The organism is Pseudobacteroides sp. (assembly GCF_036567765.1).
Classification (GTDB): Bacteria; Bacillota; Clostridia; order Acetivibrionales; family DSM-2933; genus Pseudobacteroides.
In genome coordinates this window covers 1-17,996 of the sequence record NZ_DATCTU010000039.1, presented here as the reverse complement: position 1 = coordinate 17,996, position 17,996 = coordinate 1, and the positions used below count along the sequence as shown (strand labels likewise).

Here is a 17,996-nt window from a genome sequence, read left to right as displayed (position 1 = left end):
ATAGTTGATATTATATTATATAAGTATTATAATTAATAAAAGTTATTAATCATAACTGTTATTAATTATAACAGTATTTTAGCTATTTATGGAGGTGAAAGGTATGGAAAGGGGAAAATTGGTGGATAATTTTCTTGTCTTTTTTCCTTTTGTATATAAGAAGCTTATGAGGGATATGCCAGTGTCTGATATATCACGGCAGAAATTAGGACTTTTGCAGCTAATTAGCAGCAATGATTGCAATACAATGAGCTATTACAGCAACAAGACCATGATTTCAAAGCCCAATCTTACGGTTATGGCAGATAAGCTCATAGAAGAAAACCTTATAGAGAGAATGTATGATCCTAATGACAGAAGAGTAATCAACCTTAAAATCACTGAAAAAGGAAAGAATGTGCTTGAGAAGCATAAGATTAAAGTAAAGGAAACTCTGCTAAAAAAATTTGAAATGTTAGGTGATGATGAAGTAAAAAGGCTTAATGAATTAATAAATGAAATGGAATCAATTATGAAAAACATAACAAGAGAGTGAGTTTTGTTACCTCTGATGAAAAAGGAGATGGTTTAGCATGATAAAATTGTTCAGGTTTCTAAAACCCTTTACCCTGCTTATTATAGGTGTCATAGTTTTGGTGTTTATTCAGACCCTTACGGATTTGTATTTACCTACACTTATGTCAGATATTATAAGTAAAGGAGTTATGAATGGGGATACTGATTTTATCTGGAAAATAGGCGGTGAAATGCTTATGTTTACAGGAATTGGAGTGGTATGTGCTATTATAGCAAGCTTCCTGTCTGCTAAAGCCGCTGTTGGTTTGGGTACAATTGTGAGAGATAAGATTTTTAAAAAGGTGGAAAGCTTTTCACTGAACGAGTTTGATAAATTTGGGACTTCAACCCTTATTACAAGAACCACTAATGATGTTAATCAGGTTCAAATGGTTTTAGTTATCATGATGAGAATGATGGTTGGAGCACCTTTGATGGCCATAGGAGGCATATACCTTGCATTCCAGAAGGATAGAGAATTGACATGGGTTTTAGCAGTGGCAATACCGGTCCTTGCAGCGTTTATTATAATAGTTGCAAAGCTGGCACTGCCGTTATTTAAGCAAACACAGGTTAAGATTGATAAAATAAATCTGGTTTTACGTGAAAAGCTTACTGGTATCAGGGTTATTAGGGCATTTAACAGGGTGGAACGTGAGAGGGAAAGGTTCGAGGAAGCAAATTTTGATCTCACCGATAACTATATTAAAGTAAACAAAATCATGGCGTTTATGATGCCTGCCATCATGCTTATAATGAATTTTACATCCCTTGCGATTCTATGGTTTGGAGCTTGGGAAGTTAAAAACGGTATGGAAATAGGTAACCTGATGGCCTTCACGCAGTATGCCATGCAAATAATGTTTTCAATGCTTATGGTTGCCATGATGTTTGTTATGGTGCCAAGAGCACAAGCAGCAGCAATAAGAATAAACGAGGTATTGGAGACAGAAGCTGACATAGTTGATACAAAGCAAGCGAAAGAATGTTATTTGGGTAAGGGGTATGTAGAGTTTAAGGATGTTTCCTTCAGATACCATGGTGCAGAAGAATATGCTTTAAGTAATATTTCATTTTCTGCAAAGCCTGGAGAAATAACAGCTATAATTGGAAGTACAGGATCAGGGAAATCTACATTGGTTAATCTTATTCCCAGGTTTTATGATATAGAGGGCGGCAGTGTGCTGGTAGACGGGGTAGATGTAAGAGAAATGACCCAGGAATGCTTGAGGGCCAAGATTGGTTTTGTGCCCCAAAAGGCGGTACTTTTTAATGGAACAATAAGCCATAACATAAAGGTAGGTAAGGATGATGCTACCGATGAGGAAATAAGGCATGCTGCCGAGGTTGCACAGGCAGTTCATTTTATTGAGAATTTTGAGGGTGGATTTTCGCATCATATAGCTCAAGGCGGGACCAATGTTTCTGGAGGTCAGAAGCAGAGGCTTTCAATTGCCAGAGCCCTTGTAAGAAAACCTGAAATCTATATATTTGATGACAGTTTTTCAGCTCTTGATTTCAAGACTGATGCTGCTTTGAGAGCAGCCCTCAAAAAGGAAATTGCAGATTCTACTGTAATAATTGTTGCACAAAGGGTTGGAACGGTTATGGATGCCGATAGAATAATAGTTTTAGATGAAGGCCGAATAGCAGGAATAGGAAAGCATAAGGATTTGCTAAGTAACTGTGAGGTGTACAGAGAGATTGTGGCATCGCAGCTTTCGGAGGAGGAGATTGCATGAGCGAAGGAAATAAAGATATAAAGAATAAACAAAGGCAAATGGGTGGTCACAGAGGTGGACCCATGGGTGGTTTTGGAATGCCTGTTGAAAAGGCAAAGAACTTTAAGGGAACATTCAAGAGACTATTGAGTTACTTGAGGCCCCATAGGGTTAATCTGATAGTGGTCTTGATTTTTGCAATACTTAGTACCATATTTACGGTATATTCTCCACAGTTAGTCAAGGAAGCAATGAACAAGCTGCAGGATGGTTACATGGCAGGGAAGGTAATAGAGCAGGTTGCAAAAGGTCAGAAAGAGGGAGTGGATGAGATAGTAAAACTTATGTCTGATACTCAAAAGAACTTTCTTGACAATATCAACAATAGCAAGCCTAATGTAGGAACGCAACCTAATGTTCAAAATAGTGGTAAAGTTAAAAGAGTAGATGCCGAAATGATTAAAATAGCTGGCCAAATTAGACAACTTCCTATGATAGATGATATTAAGGATCATACTAAAAGGGCGGATGTGATTTATAAATTAACAAAGTTACTTTCACAAATGCCTGAGGCTAAGAAGGATGGTAGCGAAGCAAACAAAATGAGCCCGGAAGAAATGAGAGATTTTCTTAAGTTGGAGATGCTATCGGAGGTTAAGGATGCTGATCGCAGGGCAGAAATTTGTGATAAGTTATTTAAATATGGCGATAAAATGGGAGCTTCTACAAGTTTAAAAAAGGATAATCAAGCCCAAAAAGATAACAGCTCCACCAGTCCCAACCTCACAGAAGAGCAAAAACAAGGAGTTATAAAGGCGATAAGGGAAACAAACGGGGAAATTGATTTTAAATATATCGGATTGCTTGCTCTTATCCTGATAGGCATATACCTGATAAGCTCAGGGTTCAGCCTTATAATGGGGCTTGTCATGTCAGGTGTTGCACAGAAAACAGTCAGGGATTTGAGAAAGGATGTTGACAATAAGCTTGCAAAGCTGCCATTAAAATATTTTGATATGCATCCACATGGGGATATACTAAGTCGTGTGACAAACGACATAGATACCATAGCTACAACCTTGCAGCAGAGCCTTACACAAATTATTACATCAGTTGTGACTATCATAGGGTATATCATAATGATGCTAACAATAAGTCCGGTACTGACCCTTATAGTTATAGGAACAATGCCTTTATATGTTATATCTACTGCACTTATTGCAAAGAAGTCACAGAAATACTTTGCAGAGCAGCAAAAGGAAATCGGTGATTTAAGCGGACACGTGGAGGAAATGTATACAGGGCATAAGATTGTTAAAGCCTTTGGCAAGGAAAAAGATTCTATAAATACGTTTTCAGAAATTAATCAGAGACTTAATAAAGCAGGATGGAAGGCACAGTTCGTATCAGGTGTAATGTTCCCCTTGATGAATTTTATCGGTAATGTGGGGTATGTGCTGATATGTATAGTGGGCGGAATATGGATTACAAAAAACAAGCTTAAGGTTGGGGATATAACTGCTTTTATTACCTACTCAAAGTCATTTACAATGCCTATTGTACAAACGGCTAACATAGCCAATGTAATCCAGTCTACAATTGCGTGTGCAGAGCGTGTGTTCCAGATCATGGATGAAGAGGAGGAGATTCCTGATTCATCTGATGCTAAAGTATTATCAATACCTAAGGGTGAAGTAAAATTTGAAAACGTGGACTTCAGTTATAAAGTGGAAGAGCCCCTTATTAATAACATGAACCTTGATGTCAAGAAGGGCGACACAATAGCAATAGTGGGACCTACCGGAGCTGGAAAAACCACTTTGGTAAACCTTTTGATGCGGTTCTATGAAATCAATTCAGGAAAAATAACTATTGATGGGGTTGATATTAGGGACATGAAACGCAGCGAATTACGTAAAATGTTCGGTATGGTTTTACAGGACACATGGTTGTTTAATGGAACAATAAAGGATAACATAGCATACGGAAAAGAAGGAGTTACAATGGAGGATGTTAAACGTGCAGCAAAGGCAGCACATGCCGACCACTTCATCCGTACCCTTCCTGAGGGCTATAACACCATATTGAATGAAGAAGCTACAAATATTTCCCAGGGACAAAAGCAGCTTCTTACTATAGCTCGTGCCATACTGGCCGATCCAACAATCCTTATTCTGGACGAAGCCACAAGCAGTGTTGATACAAGAACAGAAGTACTGATACAAAAAGCTATGGCAAACCTCATGAAAGGAAGAACAAGCTTTGTTATTGCCCACAGACTGTCTACCATACGTGATGCTGAATTGATACTTGTTATGAATAAGGGAAGCATAATTGAAATGGGTAACCATAACGAGCTTTTAGCAAAGGGCGGATTCTATGCTGATTTGTATAACAGTCAGTTTACCGGGGCCGACCTTGAAAATGAGGCTGTATAGGAACAAAATCATAAAATAAAATCCTGTTTTATTGACAGGATTTTATTTTATTCTTATAATTATTAGCATACCTAATAGTTAGGATGACAAATGATTTATGTTTGTTATTATGATATTGATCAATTCTTCCGATAATTGTGAGGTGATAATTTGGAGCGAAAAACTAATGCTGCAGCTAAACTGTTTGATGCATTCAATCAATTCAGCAAGTTAAGCAAAATGAACAGCCCTGTTAAAGGGTTAAAGACCAGTGAGATTTATACACTATTCTGTATAAAAAAACTTACAGGTGAAAAGGGTGAAGGTGTGAAAGTATCCCAAATCAGCAATATGCTGGATGTAACACCTCCTACGGTTACACAGCTTATTAATGGGCTTGAAAAGAAAGATTGTATTGAACGTCAGATAAACATTCAGGACAGGAGAGCTGTGCAAATAAGGATTACTGATAAGGGGCAGACAGCTGTAGATGCAGCATCAAATGCTTTTTATAATTATTTTCAGGGTCTTGTTGAGTTTCTTGGTGAGGAAAAAAGCAATCAGTTGTCGGACCTTTTGGTCCTTGTTCTTGAATACTCAAAAAAATATAAACCTGAATAAAGCTAAAATGGAGGAAAAATTACATGAGCATATTTACTAAATTTTCATTAAAAAACGCATCTGCAATAAGTATTCTATGCATACTTATAGTCTTTGGGGGGATTTTCTCGGCATTTTCTTTGAAGAAAGAAACAATGCCCGATATAAGCATGCCCTTTATAGGGGTGCAAACAGTCTATCGAGGTGCTGCCCCAGGGGAAGTAGAGGAACAAATAACAAAGCCTTTGGAAAGCCTTATTCAAAGTGTCAATGGGGTTAAGACAGTGAGCTCAACCTCATCGGAGCATTATTCAGTAATTATCGCTGAATTTCCGTATTCATCTGATATGGATGCTATTTCAAGCAAGGTTGAAGAGGCAATAAACGGTGCAAAGCTTCCTGACAAGGCGGATAAACCAAAGCTTATGAGGATAGATTTTGCCGCTATGCCTGTTCTCAACTTAAGCCTTTCAAACGCAAATATGTCGCCTGAGGAGCTTGGCGAAAAGGTAAGAGAAGTCATCATTCCTAAGCTTTCAGGGTTGCCCGGTGTAGGACAGGTAAGCCTTACGGGTGATTCACAGAAGGCGGTTTATATAAAACTCATTCCATCCAAGCTTAAGGAGTATGGTATAAGTGATTATAGTGCTGTAGCAAAAGCTCTTACAGAAAACAATGTTACATTTCCTGCAGGGACGATAAGCATTGAGGGAACTGTTGAGCCCATAAAGGTCATCAGCAAATTGAATACAATAGAAGACTTAAAAAATGTTATGATCCCAGTGCTTCCTAACACTCAGGATTTGATGAAATCTTCTTTTTCCGAAATGGGCAAGGGAGTAGCGGATATGGGAAAAGGAATGGCAGCATTAGGGCAGGCTGTGGAGCAGTTAGGGCAGGGGATGGCAGGAATGAACCAAGCATATGATGCACAGATAAAGCTCATTAATGCCATATCTACAACGCAGTCACAGATAGTTGATATGAAAATGCAGCTAAGTAGTGCTAAGCAGACTGCAAATAACGAGAAAGCAGATGCGAAGGTGAGGGAGGAAGCATCCAAGTTGCAAAACCAGCTTCAATATCTGATAGCCAAAGCAGAAGCTGGTTTAAAAGTAATGAATGAACAATTAAAAGATATACAGGATAAAATGTCAAAGCAGTCCAAAATGAGTCCGAAGGCTGAGGCAAAGCCTGACTTAAGTAAGAAGGATTCAAATGTCACTGAAACTGCAAATTCATCTAAAGATTTGATCCCAGCAGCTGCTATAAAGCAGGTAAAGCTAGAGGATATTGCTGAGGTTACTTTAAGCTCCGAAAAATCAACATCATACAGCAGAACAAACGGCAACCCCAGCGTCGTGATAAAGATAATGAAGACACAGGATGCAAATACTGTAGATGTTTCGGATGCTGTCAGAAAAAAGCTTGAGGACATTAAAAAGGAACTTCCGGGAACCGACACAATGATTATATTGGATCAGTCTGATTATGTTAACGAATCCATAAGCGGTATGTTAAAAGAAGGTGTTATGGGTGCCTTGTTCGCTTTTATTGTCATACTGCTGTTTTTAAAGAACTTCAGAACTACTATAATAGCATGTGTCTCCATACCATTGTCGGTACTTATGACATTGATTGTACTCAAAGTGTTTAATATGTCATTTTACAATGTTACATTAAATATACTCACCCTTGGAGGCTTGTCTGTTGCTATAGGAAGGATAGTTGACGACTCTATAGTTGTTATAGAAAATATTTACAGGCGGCTTCAGACTGAAGATATCAGAAACATAGAGCTGATAAAAATAGCAACAAAGGAAGTCTCATCTGCTATTACGTCTTCTACTTTGACAACGGTTTCTGTATTTTTACCTATTACGTTTGTTGATGGTATGGCTGGGGTCATGTTTAAACCCTTTGCAATTACCCTTGCATCGGCAATGCTTTCATCCCTTTTGGTTTCAGTTACTGTTATTCCTGTAATGTCAAAGTATTTGCTTTTGAAGTCAAAAAAGATAAAGCATTCAGAGTTTCATGAGGGTCCTCTGATGAAAAAATATGAAGGACTTCTTAACTGGTCTCTAAACCACAAGGCTGCCACCCTTTTGATTTCATTGGCCTTATTTGTTGGAAGCCTGGCATTGATCCCGCTTATCGGTACAAGTTTTATTCAGGAGCAAAAAGAGCAGTATGTAGGCATCAACATGTCTTACCCTCCCGGCACTGATTTAAAGATAGTAAATGATAAGGCATTGGAGCTGGAAAAAGTAATTTCCAATGAAAAGGGAATTGACAGGTATCAGACTACTATAGGAAGTTCCGGTGCTTCAATGGAATCCATGATGAGCGGAGGATCCAATAACATCCTGGCACATGTTGAAGAGGATGTTAATGTGGATGATGTAATTAAGTCACTTAGAAGCAAAATACCTTCAGAAGACGGCAAGGCCAAGATTACCATTAACAGTCAAAACCCTTCAAGCGGGGGAGCTGGTGCTACAAACAACATTGAGGTTGTGATAACCGGAGATGACATAGCAAAAATTAAGAATGCTGCAAGGCTCGTCACAAAGGAGATATCCGGCATTAAAGGCCTTGAAGGTGTTGTAAATAACCTAAGTGAATCAAAGCCTGAAATTGCGGTAAAGGTAGACCAGAAAAAGGCAAGTAAATTCGGAATGTCGGCAACAACTGTGGGAATGGCAGTAGCAGGACTACTAAATGACACAAAGATAACCACCATGGTAGTTGACAATAAAACCCTCGATGTCAACTTTGGACTTAAGGCGGATTCACTTAAGGATATTGATGGCATAAAGGGAGTGGAGCTGTTCCAAGGCGTTAAGCTAAGTGATGTGGCGGATGTTTCACAAGTGCCGGGTCCTGTAAGTATATTTACAGAGAATGGGAAGGAAAATGCCAAGGTTACAGGAAAGATTACAGTAAAAGATACAGGAGCAGTATCAAAAGAAGTACAGGAAAAGATCAACGAAATTGCACTGCCTGAAGGAATTGAAGTAAGAATGGGCGGTATCACTGAGATGATGGATGATACTTTCATGCAAATGGGTGTTGCAATGGTTCTGGCTGTTTTCTTGGTATTCTTTGTAATGGTAATAGCTTTGGGGTCCATTAGTGCCCCCATATCAATACTGTTTTCGCTTCCGCTTGCTGCAATAGGCGGTATGGTTGCATTGTTTGTCACCCGTCTGCCTTTAGATATGCCTTCAATGATAGGGGCACTCATGCTTATTGGTATAGTTGTTACCAATGCGATAGTCTTAATTGATAGAGTTGCTCAGAAAAGAAGAGAGGGAATGGAGGTCAGAGAAGCACTGTTGGAGGCTGGACGAGTGCGTATAAGACCTATTTTGATGACTGCAATAGCAACAATTGCAGCACTTATTCCTTTGGCATTGGGATTTTCAAAGGCATCCACAATGTCGCAGTCCCTTGCGGTCATAGTTATTGGTGGATTGACAACTTCCACCTTCCTTACCCTTGTAATAGTTCCTGTTGTTTATGAGCTTCTTGAGAAAATAAAGGGGATATTTAGCAGTAAGAAAGAAGCGATAAAAGGCTTTGAAGGCTAAAATAATGTTTTAAAAAACTTGATTTAGTGATAAAATCAATTGGTAATGTGTAAAACACTTTAAATTATAAATTTAAAGTGTTTTACCTATAATATACTATGGCATGAATGAAAAATTACTTCCGCTTTTGAGCGGGTGTTGATGAGATAAGTCAACACATAAGCGAAATTTATAGCGGAAGTTATTTTTTGATCATGATGATATTAAAAGTGCTATTAATATAAAGGCATTAACAAGGGGATAGAATGAAGCAGCAGTCTTTAGCAAAGGGTTTTGCAATACTATCGGCAGCAGGAATAATAGTTAAAATACTTTCTTTATTGTACGTACCATTTCTCATTGCAATAATAGGGGATGAGGGTTATGGAATATACGGTGCTGCAAACCAGGTTTATGTATTTGTATATGTTCTGGCCAATTCGGGCATGCCAGTGGCTATTTCCAAGCTTGTCTCGGAGCTTGTAGCCCTTGAGAATCACAAGGATGCCATACGAAGTTTCAAAATAGCAAGGTTTATAATGTTGGCTGCAGGGCTTATATTGGCTTTGACTACCTTATTGTTTGCTCACCCTTTATCAAATATGGTCAAGTTTAACAAGTCCGCATTAGCAATAATGTGGCTTGCACCTTCTATAATGATTACAGCTGTAGCTTCTGCCTATAGGGGATATTTTCAGGGCAGGGGGAACATGACTCCCACAGCTGTATCTCAGATAATTGAACAGGTAATTAATGCAATTTTTACCGTGGTTTTTGCAGCGGTTTTTTTAAAGCACAGTTTGGAATGGGCTTGTGCAGGAGGTGCTATAGGAACGCTAATGGGGGCACTTAGTGCAGCATTATTTTTGGTTATATATCATAAAAAAAGGGACATGTATATAATACCAAGTTCGGATCTGACAGCTAAGGTAAAAAGGTTCAGATATGGTCAACTGGTAAGAAGAATAATATACTATAGCCTGCCAATTACATTGTGTGTTGGAATGCAATACGCAGGTAACCTTATCGATTTGTGGAATACTAAAAGCAGACTTCTTGCAGCAGGCTTGTCAGACGTCCAGGCATCGGCGGCTTATGGGTTCCTTTTAAAATATCAGCAGCTTTTGAATGCTCCAATAGCGGTAACGGTCGCACTAGCAACCGCACTGCTTCCGGCTATCTCTGCTGCTGTGGCAAGGAAAAATAGTCTAGAGGTGGAAGGAAAGGTTAATTTCGCCTTCAGAGCATGTTTTCTTATAGCATTACCTTCCGCTGTGGGCTTTTCGGTTTTAAGCATTCCCATATTCAGGCTTCTGCATTATGGTGAAGGGGAATACCTGATGAAGTATGGTTCTTTTATACTCATACTTATGGCAATTGTACAAATTCAGACGTCCATCCTTCAAGGTGCCGGAAAGCTATATGCCACTACATTTTACATGATTATTGGAATTGTGGGAAAGGTTGTGGCCAATTACTTTCTTATAGCTGTTCCGAAGATTAATATTTTAGGTGCTGTTATGGGATCCATGGTAGGGTTCCTAATTCCAATAGCCTTAAATATAGTGCTGATGAAAAGAACACTAAATGTGGGCTTTAATTCGGCTTCTATACTTAAGCCTGCATTCTCTTCCATAATAATGGGGTTAATGGTTTTTGTCTTTTATTATGGTCTAAATACTGTGCTGTTTTTTATCAGAGATTCGTACTTATTCAATGCTGTTTTATTGTTTGCTTCAATTATTGCAGGGGGGGGAGTTTATTTTACCGTTCTTGCATACATAAAAGGTCTTAACAAGGCTGATCTTGATATAATTCCTAATAAGCTTAAAAGGTTAATTCCCAAGAAAATCATGAATATTATCACACAATAAGATGACTCTAAAAGTAATATTTTAAGAAGGAATTGTATATTTTTGTGTCGAATATAATTAGAATGCATAAATCTTTTAATTCGATACAAAAATAAGTATTTTTTCTAATGTACCTATCGGTGTCTTTTACAAATATTGATTAAAAAATAAATAATAAAGAAGGTTGATATCTTGGGATTCCTAAGCAGGTTATCAAATTCTAAAAAAGGCTTTTTGGCAATATCTTTACTCACCTTACTTGCTTTGATCGGTAAAATATTTGGAGTCAGTTTGATTTTTGACATCAAGCTTTCCTTAAGCAGTGCATTTCTTTTTATAATTTTAAGATTGTTCGGCTTTAAATGGGCTGTACTATCAGCACTGATTGTGAACGGGGCTGAATTTTTAATCTCAGTCCAAATCACTGAACCTATTATGTCATTTATGGAGATTTTGGCGGTTGGGGCTGTATTTAAGCTTAAACAAAAGAATCTCATTCTCCTTGACACGTTATACTGGTTTTTAGCAGGTGCTATCGTTGCAGTCTATTCTATTATTATAGGTCATGGAAATATTAAAATCGAAATGTTGTCACCCTTCTTTATTTATTTGATTGTAGGCATATTCAATTCAATGTTGGCAGATGTGTTCTATACATATGTTCCCTATGAGAGAATCTATATGGCTGAAGGTGTCCACAGGAAACCTCCCACACTTATTGCTTTTATGGTACATCTTTCGGTTGCTGCTATATTAGGACCCTTTATGATATATCTTGCCATAAGCAGTTGGAGCTTTGAGAGAAGCATTGAAAATGACGGAAGGGAAAAGAGTCAGGAAGCAGCACAGTATGTGATAGAACAGACTAAGAATTGGACAGATGAGAATATAAGGGATCTTAAACTCAAATCAGTATTGCAGCTTGGCTATCTTGCTGAAATTATACGAGAGGATGCCAGGAACACTAATTTTAGGATAAGCCTTATAGATAAGGATTTGAATGTGAGGAGCAGCGAAAGGGTTCAGCACTATGTCAACAACAAGTATATCATTGGCCAAAAGCTGGACAGGGTTATTTACAATAAGAATAATGAGTTTTATTTATGGATTCCAGAGGAAAGAAGTATGGGATTTGGAGAAAGCAGGTGGAGTAAGGCTGCTTATGTTCATGAGGCGGATCTGTTTGGTGTGGTTGTTATAAAAATAAGCCTCTCCATGAAGTTTTACAGGAATGAGATATTTAACAATTATTTGATGCAGGCTAAAATACTCATGTTGTTTACATTCCTTGTTGCAGTTTTTATTTTGGTAATAAATAGGGTTGTCCTAAGGTTTCTATCCAAGCTGCTTCAGGTAAGTACAGGATTACCGGATAAGCTCAGATCACATGAAGGGGTTTTGTGGCCTGGAAGTAATGTTTTTGAGCTTAATGAATTAACAGTCAATTTTATTGCCATGTCGGATGAGCTTAGGGGCATGATAACGGAGTATAAGACCATGTATAACAAGCTGGAGCAGAAAACTGTACTCCTTGTAGAATCCGAACAGAAGCTCCATGAACTTGCATACTATGATGTTCTTACAGGATTACCCAATAGATCTAATTTTAACGATTACCTTAAAAACCTTTTGGATGTCATAGGGAAACAGGAAAGAATAGGGTGCTGCCCAGTTGCTGTATTGCTTATAGACCTTGACAGGTTCAAACAAGTTAATGATACCCTAGGTCATTTTACAGGAGATTTACTGCTGAAATGCGTAAGTGAGAGGCTAAATGGGATTCTTGGCAAATACCCGGGAAATAACAGGTTTATTGCTAGAATCGGCGGTGATGAATTCGTTGTTATTTTAAATAATATGAATGACAGTAAAATAAAGCAAATTGCCGAGGATATAATAGCTGAGATTAAAAAACCTGTTGATTTAGACGGTCAGGATGTATATATTGGTGCAAGTTTGGGAATAAGTGTTTTTCCGGATGATGGGGATAACATGGTTGAGATTGTTAAGTATGCAGATGTATCAATGTATGCTTCAAAAGAATCTGGAGGAAATACATACAGGTTTTATTCAAGCATAAGCAATTTCGGTATACCTAATAAAATGAAGCTGGAGCATGGAATGCATAAAGCATTGGAAAAGGGGGAATTTTTGCTTTTCTACCAGCCGAAGATAAGTGCAAAATCAGGGGAAGTTACAGGTGCCGAAGCTTTGATTCGATGGAATCATCCTGAAGATGGTATGATTATGCCTGATCAGTTTATTGCTCTTGCTGAAGAGTCAGGCCTCATTGTTCCTATTGGCGAATGGGCTCTAAGGAAAGCATGTGTGCAGCTAATGGAGTGGAGAGATAAAGGATATCCGGTAAGACGTGTATCGGTGAATTGTTCGATACTTCAATTTCAGCAGGCTGATATGCATAAACTTGTAAATAAGGTTTTGGAACAGACAGCACTAAGACCGGAATGTTTGGAGCTTGAGATAACTGAGAGCATGATTATGAAGGATCCGGAAAGAATTATCAACCAGCTTTTAAAAATCAGGAGTTCCGGAGTAAGCGTAGCAATTGATGATTTTGGTAAAGGATACTCATCGCTGTCGGCACTTAAGGATCTTCCGGTTTCATGCCTTAAAATAGACAAATCCTTTATAAATAATATTCCCAATGATAAGCACAATGCAGCTGTGGTAGAAGCTATAATAAAGTTGGCACATAATATCGGTCTTGGAGTTGTTGCAGAAGGTGTTGAAACTTTGGATAATGTTAACGCATTAAAAGCCTTAGGGTGCGATGAGTTCCAGGGTTACTACTTTGAAAGGCCTATTCCTGCAGAAAGTTTTGTCCAATTCATGAAGGAAGTGCGAAACAAGAACTGGCAAAGGAGTAATATCAATGAGAATGTTCTTTTATAAAATTACTGCAATACTTTTGTGTGTTATTATGTTTTCCTCCTGCAGCAAAAAGGAAATAACAGCTCCGGATGACAAATTTAATAATATTGATAGAGTAGGCATGGAACAGGATAATGATAAAGTCCGGTCATCCGGCACCAATAAATTAGTAATTTGGGGGCATGATCCGGTTTGGGATATGCTTAAAGAACCTGTGAAAAAGAAATTTTCAAATCTAGAGCTGGAAATTGTTGATTCAGGCGGGGATATTACCAATGATTTTATGAATAGAGCTGCAGCCGGTAATGTACCTGACGTGGTTTTACTGAAGGCAGAATTTAAAAGTATGGGCAAGTTTCACTATGTAGATGTACTGGATGATTTATTTAAGCCTCCGTATAATGCAGAAGAAATTATAGGATGCTTTACCGAAACTCAATTGAGTTTTGTTAGATCACCTGACGGGAAAAAGCTTAACGGGCTTCCAATGATGCAGCATCCCAGTGTTGCTTATTATCGCAAGGATATCCTTGAGAAGTACGGTTTTCCCACCGATCCGGATGAATTGGGGAAATTCATGGAACAGCCTGGAAACTGGATTGAAATAGGAAAGGAACTGAAAAAAAATGACCATTGGATTGCACAGTGGTATACTGAACCGATGGACATATTTTATAGAAACAGGGGGTTCTATGATATTAGCTTTAAATACTTAAGAAATAATCCGGATGCTGCAAAGGTGCTATACGCAACTAGGGCTGTGAAGGAAAATGAACTGGCATCGTCATTGGGAATATGGGAAAACTCAGGCCAGGAGGCCATAAGAAGCGGTAAGATGGCAATGGTCTACCTTGGTTGCTGGGGGGAGGAGAAGCTGAAACAATGGGCTCCTGATACGAAAGGATTATGGAGGGTTACAAAATTACCTTTTGGAGCCAATGCCTTTGACGGATTTCATGTTTTAGGAATACCAAAGGACAGCAAGTTTAAGAAAGAAGCCTGGGAAATTATAAAAATGGCAGTAGAAACCCAGAAAAAAGTTATTGAAAGTAAAATAAATGAAAAAAGTGATTTTTTGGGTGGACAGCAGGCGGAAAAGCTTTATAGCGAGTTAAGAAAAAAGCTTCCAGAGGTCTATTTTACACCTCTGGAGTCAAAACTGGAGGGGATATTTAACATTGAGGTACAGAATTATTATGGGTTCGCATACAACGATATGGATGACTTTGAAGCGGCAAAGTATATAGAGGAAAGAATATATGAGACATATAGAAAAGAACTTAATATACTGAAAAATTATGTAGCCAACCGGAGATAAAATAAAAGGGCAGTCGCACTAATTAATGATATGCGACAGCCCTTTCTGATTTACCATTACTTTGAGTTTATTTCTTTTTGGATCCTATCAGCATCCTCTTTAAGACCAAGATTTGTGTACATCTGGGAAATAAGCTGCTTATAATATACATTATCGCCAGCCTTCTTCTCAGCTTTTTTCATAAGTGATTTTGCATCATCTGTTTGCTGCTTCTTATAAAGCCCTTCTGCTTTATTGATAGAGTATTCTACGTTCTCGGGGCTTACATCCAGGCCTATATCATTCATTTCTATAACCTTATCCCAGTCTCCCAGCTTTTTATAACATTCCGATGCTTTTTGAAGGAACAATTCAAATTTTGTTTTGTCATAGGCTTGCTTATAGCTTACAGATGCACCTTTCAAATCGTTGCTTTTAAACTGCCTGTACGCTTTAAAGGAGGGATCGATTATTTCTATTGGGATTGATTTTTTTACTTCCTCAAGCCATGTATTAAGCTTGTCTGATTCTCCGAATTTTTGCATCAATAGAATGTTTTTGTATTCATTCTCGCGGTGATATGACGTCACAATCTTTTCTAAATATACTATATCATAACCGGACATGTTCTTTACCGGAGGTATAAGGGTACCTGGTGAAGCATTGAACACAGCCTGATCAAATTCCTTACTGTAGATGCCTCCGGTTATATTTTGCATTGATCCGCCTGTTGATTTTGATTCTTCATCTTCTGATTTTTCTTTTGCCACAGCTGCAAAGTCCTCGCCGTTTTTCAGCCTGGTATAGATGTCATTGGCTATTTTTAAGGCCTCGGCATCACCACGCTCTTTAGCGGATATGTGAATTCTTTTGCCGGAAGCCAAGGTGCTGTCCTGCTTGTGCTTTGTAAATTTCTCATTAAATTCCGAATCAGAAATGCTAACCCCATACTTATTTGCTATGCTGGAAAAATATTTTAATCTTTTTAGATAAAATTCGGTATTTTTATAAACCTCTTCTTCAGATTTAAAGCCCATACCTTCCATATAAGCCTTAAGCCCACCCTGAGAAGCATAGGCTAAATCGATATACTTCTTTATATAATCATCCACTTCAACTTTTGTAACCTGTACATCCGCCTTGTTATTTATAAAATCCTCAATAATAACTCTTTTTATAACTTCATCAAGAAGCATGTCGTTTCTTTCTTCATCAGTTTTATAAAGCATTTCGGCATTTCTGCTCCATTTTTCAAAAAACTTGTTTCTTTCTTCTGTAAAAATATCCTGGCTAACAAACTTGCCATTGATTTTTAGAGCTTGATAACCAAAGCCCTCGGGATCTTCTTTATTGGTACTGACTTCGGTTTTCTTGGTTGATGATGAAGATGAAAAATAAACAGCAGCTCCTATAGATAAAATAACTATAACTGATATAGCTATAATAAGAATGCTTGTCTTTTTACCATTCATAAAAAAACTCCTCCTGTTAGTTTACAAAAAAGCTATGTAAACTTATTATCATTTTTGACCCTGATAATATTATACTATTATATTTTTCAACATGTTTCAACAGATTATTGTATTTATGCTTTATGCTTTATGCTTTGTTAACTTTTTTACTCCCAAATTTATGTTGAAGTACTTATTTATTAACAATTTACGATTATTTATAAGGAGCTTTGTTTTTTAAAAAGATTGTTTTTGTTGAAATTGAAACAGTACGAAAGTCGCATGGTTATGATAACGGATATCCTTTTTATGTTAATATCAACACTATCCACAAAATAAATAATCAATAGCTTTAAAAAATGTGAAATTTTATTTATGAAACTGATACTCAAAATTAACCAATTGCTAACAGTTCCTAAGCTTAGAGGTTGCATATTAGTCTAATAATAAAAACAACTCCTTCATTAGTAGTTGTAAATACCGAAGGTATTATTGCGGTAGCACGCAAAATTTTTATGAAATTTTTGCGGCAAATAGCATTAAGATTTCGGTGACTAATGGTTGTATATGTGCTATATTGTAAAATATAAAAATGATTAAAGATAATATATATTGTTTCAAAAAATATTGTGCTCATATAGGATATGTGTTAATATTGGGAAAAAAGGGTAATCCCGTCCCGATAAAATGTTAGTGGATTTTATTTAGAAGGTATACTTTGCTTAAAAACCAGGTATCATTCTGTACAATCAGATTTGATATAGAGCAGTTGAAAGCAGCACTTCAATATTGGCTCGAGACAAAATTTGAAGTTGGTGCAAAACTTTAATTACAATAGAAGAATAGGAGGTCGTTGAATATGACAAATGTTGGATTTGATGAAATTAAGCAAGAAGACTTGCAGTTGATAAATGGTGGAGGAGATCCATATGCTATAGTGGGTGGAATTATTGGTATAGCGGGTGGTATTGCTAAGAAAAATCCATATACTGTTGCAGCTGGGGTTGTAGCTATTGCAAAAGGTACGGATTTTGTACCAAGTTATATGAAAGCAATAGAGAAAATTGACGGACCTGTGTATGTAATTGGACCATAATTCATATATGAAATTATATATTTAATTATGAAAATTCAAGATTAGTTTAGGCTAATAAAGACTGTTAGAAATTAAATTAAGATAATATTTTAACAGTCTTTTAGCTATAATAACTTTGATTCAGTTAATCCTTTGACGACTCTAAAAATTATGTTTAGGGAATTTCAAGAAGAATAAGTATAGTTTCGAAAAGTAACTGGTAATTGGCTTGAGAACAAAAATTCAGGTTTGATTTATAAAAAACAAGGTCAAAAACCTTACTGAACTTTGAAAAAAGTATATTGTTACGACAGAGCAAATAAAAAAGGGCATAGCAAACAAGCCCTCTTCGGGGCTTTGAAAAAATTACTTAAGCCGCTTGCTCAAGGAATTTGTAAAGGCTAAACTTCTCATGTTTGATCCAAGCATCCAAATGGACGTTGATTGCAGCAAACGTAGCAAGAGCAAATCTTAAGCGATTGCTCTGAGAATTATAGCTTTCAACACAATAGTCCTCAAAGATTCTTTTAAATGAACGCTCTACGGAAGATCTTCGTTTA

At 37.3% G+C, this 17,996-nt stretch carries 10 protein-coding genes and 1 pseudogene; 9 read left to right on the top strand and 2 right to left on the bottom strand.

Annotated features, from left to right (window positions below):
• Nucleotides 1-103: 103 nt before the first annotated feature.
• From VIO64_RS07140 to VIO64_RS07105, 8 genes are all read left to right on the top strand, one after another.
• Nucleotides 104-535: a MarR family winged helix-turn-helix transcriptional regulator gene (locus VIO64_RS07140; RefSeq protein ID WP_331916607.1), complete on the top strand. Its 432-nt coding sequence runs from the start codon at nucleotides 104-106 to the stop codon at nucleotides 533-535.
• Nucleotides 536-572: 37 nt separating this feature from the next.
• Entirely contained in the window at nucleotides 573-2,297 is a 1,725-nt protein-coding gene (locus VIO64_RS07135; protein WP_331916605.1) for an ABC transporter ATP-binding protein, read from the top strand.
• Nucleotides 2,294-4,714: an ABC transporter ATP-binding protein gene (locus tag VIO64_RS07130; RefSeq protein ID WP_331916603.1), complete on the top strand. Its 2,421-nt coding sequence runs from the start codon at nucleotides 2,294-2,296 to the stop codon at nucleotides 4,712-4,714. The genes VIO64_RS07135 and VIO64_RS07130 overlap by 4 nt, the downstream gene beginning before the upstream one ends.
• Before the next feature lie 150 nt (nucleotides 4,715-4,864).
• Entirely contained in the window at nucleotides 4,865-5,314 is a 450-nt protein-coding gene (locus tag VIO64_RS07125; RefSeq protein ID WP_331916601.1) for a MarR family winged helix-turn-helix transcriptional regulator, read from the top strand.
• A gap of 23 nt (nucleotides 5,315-5,337) precedes the next feature.
• Nucleotides 5,338-8,889: an efflux RND transporter permease subunit gene (locus VIO64_RS07120; protein ID WP_331916599.1), complete on the top strand. Its 3,552-nt coding sequence runs from the start codon at nucleotides 5,338-5,340 to the stop codon at nucleotides 8,887-8,889.
• Between the two features lie 245 nt (nucleotides 8,890-9,134).
• Nucleotides 9,135-10,742: a polysaccharide biosynthesis protein gene (locus VIO64_RS07115; RefSeq protein ID WP_331916597.1), complete on the top strand. Its 1,608-nt coding sequence runs from the start codon at nucleotides 9,135-9,137 to the stop codon at nucleotides 10,740-10,742.
• 171 nt (nucleotides 10,743-10,913) lie between these two features.
• A complete protein-coding gene (locus tag VIO64_RS07110) occupies nucleotides 10,914-13,634 on the top strand; it encodes a putative bifunctional diguanylate cyclase/phosphodiesterase (RefSeq protein WP_331916595.1) in 2,721 nt (906 codons plus the stop codon).
• Nucleotides 13,615-14,931: an ABC transporter substrate-binding protein gene (locus VIO64_RS07105; RefSeq protein ID WP_331916593.1), complete on the top strand. Its 1,317-nt coding sequence runs from the start codon at nucleotides 13,615-13,617 to the stop codon at nucleotides 14,929-14,931. The genes VIO64_RS07110 and VIO64_RS07105 overlap by 20 nt, the downstream gene beginning before the upstream one ends.
• A 56-nt stretch (nucleotides 14,932-14,987) precedes the next feature.
• Here the strand turns inward: VIO64_RS07105 and VIO64_RS07100 are convergent, their stop codons facing one another.
• Complete coding sequence (locus tag VIO64_RS07100; protein WP_331916591.1) at nucleotides 14,988-16,382, bottom strand: peptidylprolyl isomerase; 1,395 nt, start codon at nucleotides 16,380-16,382, stop codon at nucleotides 14,988-14,990.
• An 838-nt stretch (nucleotides 16,383-17,220) separates the two neighbouring features.
• Between VIO64_RS07100 and VIO64_RS07095 the strand changes: the two genes are divergently transcribed.
• A complete protein-coding gene (locus VIO64_RS07095; protein ID WP_331916589.1) occupies nucleotides 17,221-17,457 on the top strand; it encodes a hypothetical protein in 237 nt (78 codons plus the stop codon).
• A gap of 349 nt (nucleotides 17,458-17,806) precedes the next feature.
• Here the strand turns inward: VIO64_RS07095 and VIO64_RS07090 are convergent.
• Nucleotides 17,807-17,996, bottom strand: a pseudogene (locus VIO64_RS07090) (hypothetical protein); the annotation flags it as partial.

Excerpts from the sequence above, each read along its gene's own strand:
- VIO64_RS07140 (WP_331916607.1), top strand. The coding sequence starts at position 104 with ATGGAAAGGGGAAAATTGGTGGATAATTTTCTTGTCTTTTTTCCTTTT.
- VIO64_RS07135 (WP_331916605.1), top strand. The coding sequence starts at position 573 with ATGATAAAATTGTTCAGGTTTCTAAAACCCTTTACCCTGCTTATTATA.
- VIO64_RS07130 (WP_331916603.1), top strand. The coding sequence starts at position 2,294 with ATGAGCGAAGGAAATAAAGATATAAAGAATAAACAAAGGCAAATGGGT.
- VIO64_RS07120 (WP_331916599.1), top strand. The coding sequence starts at position 5,338 with ATGAGCATATTTACTAAATTTTCATTAAAAAACGCATCTGCAATAAGT.
- VIO64_RS07115 (WP_331916597.1), top strand. The coding sequence starts at position 9,135 with ATGAAGCAGCAGTCTTTAGCAAAGGGTTTTGCAATACTATCGGCAGCA.
- VIO64_RS07105 (WP_331916593.1), top strand. The coding sequence starts at position 13,615 with ATGAGAATGTTCTTTTATAAAATTACTGCAATACTTTTGTGTGTTATT.
- VIO64_RS07100 (WP_331916591.1), bottom strand. The coding sequence starts at position 16,382 with ATGAATGGTAAAAAGACAAGCATTCTTATTATAGCTATATCAGTTATA.
- VIO64_RS07095 (WP_331916589.1), top strand. The coding sequence starts at position 17,221 with ATGACAAATGTTGGATTTGATGAAATTAAGCAAGAAGACTTGCAGTTG.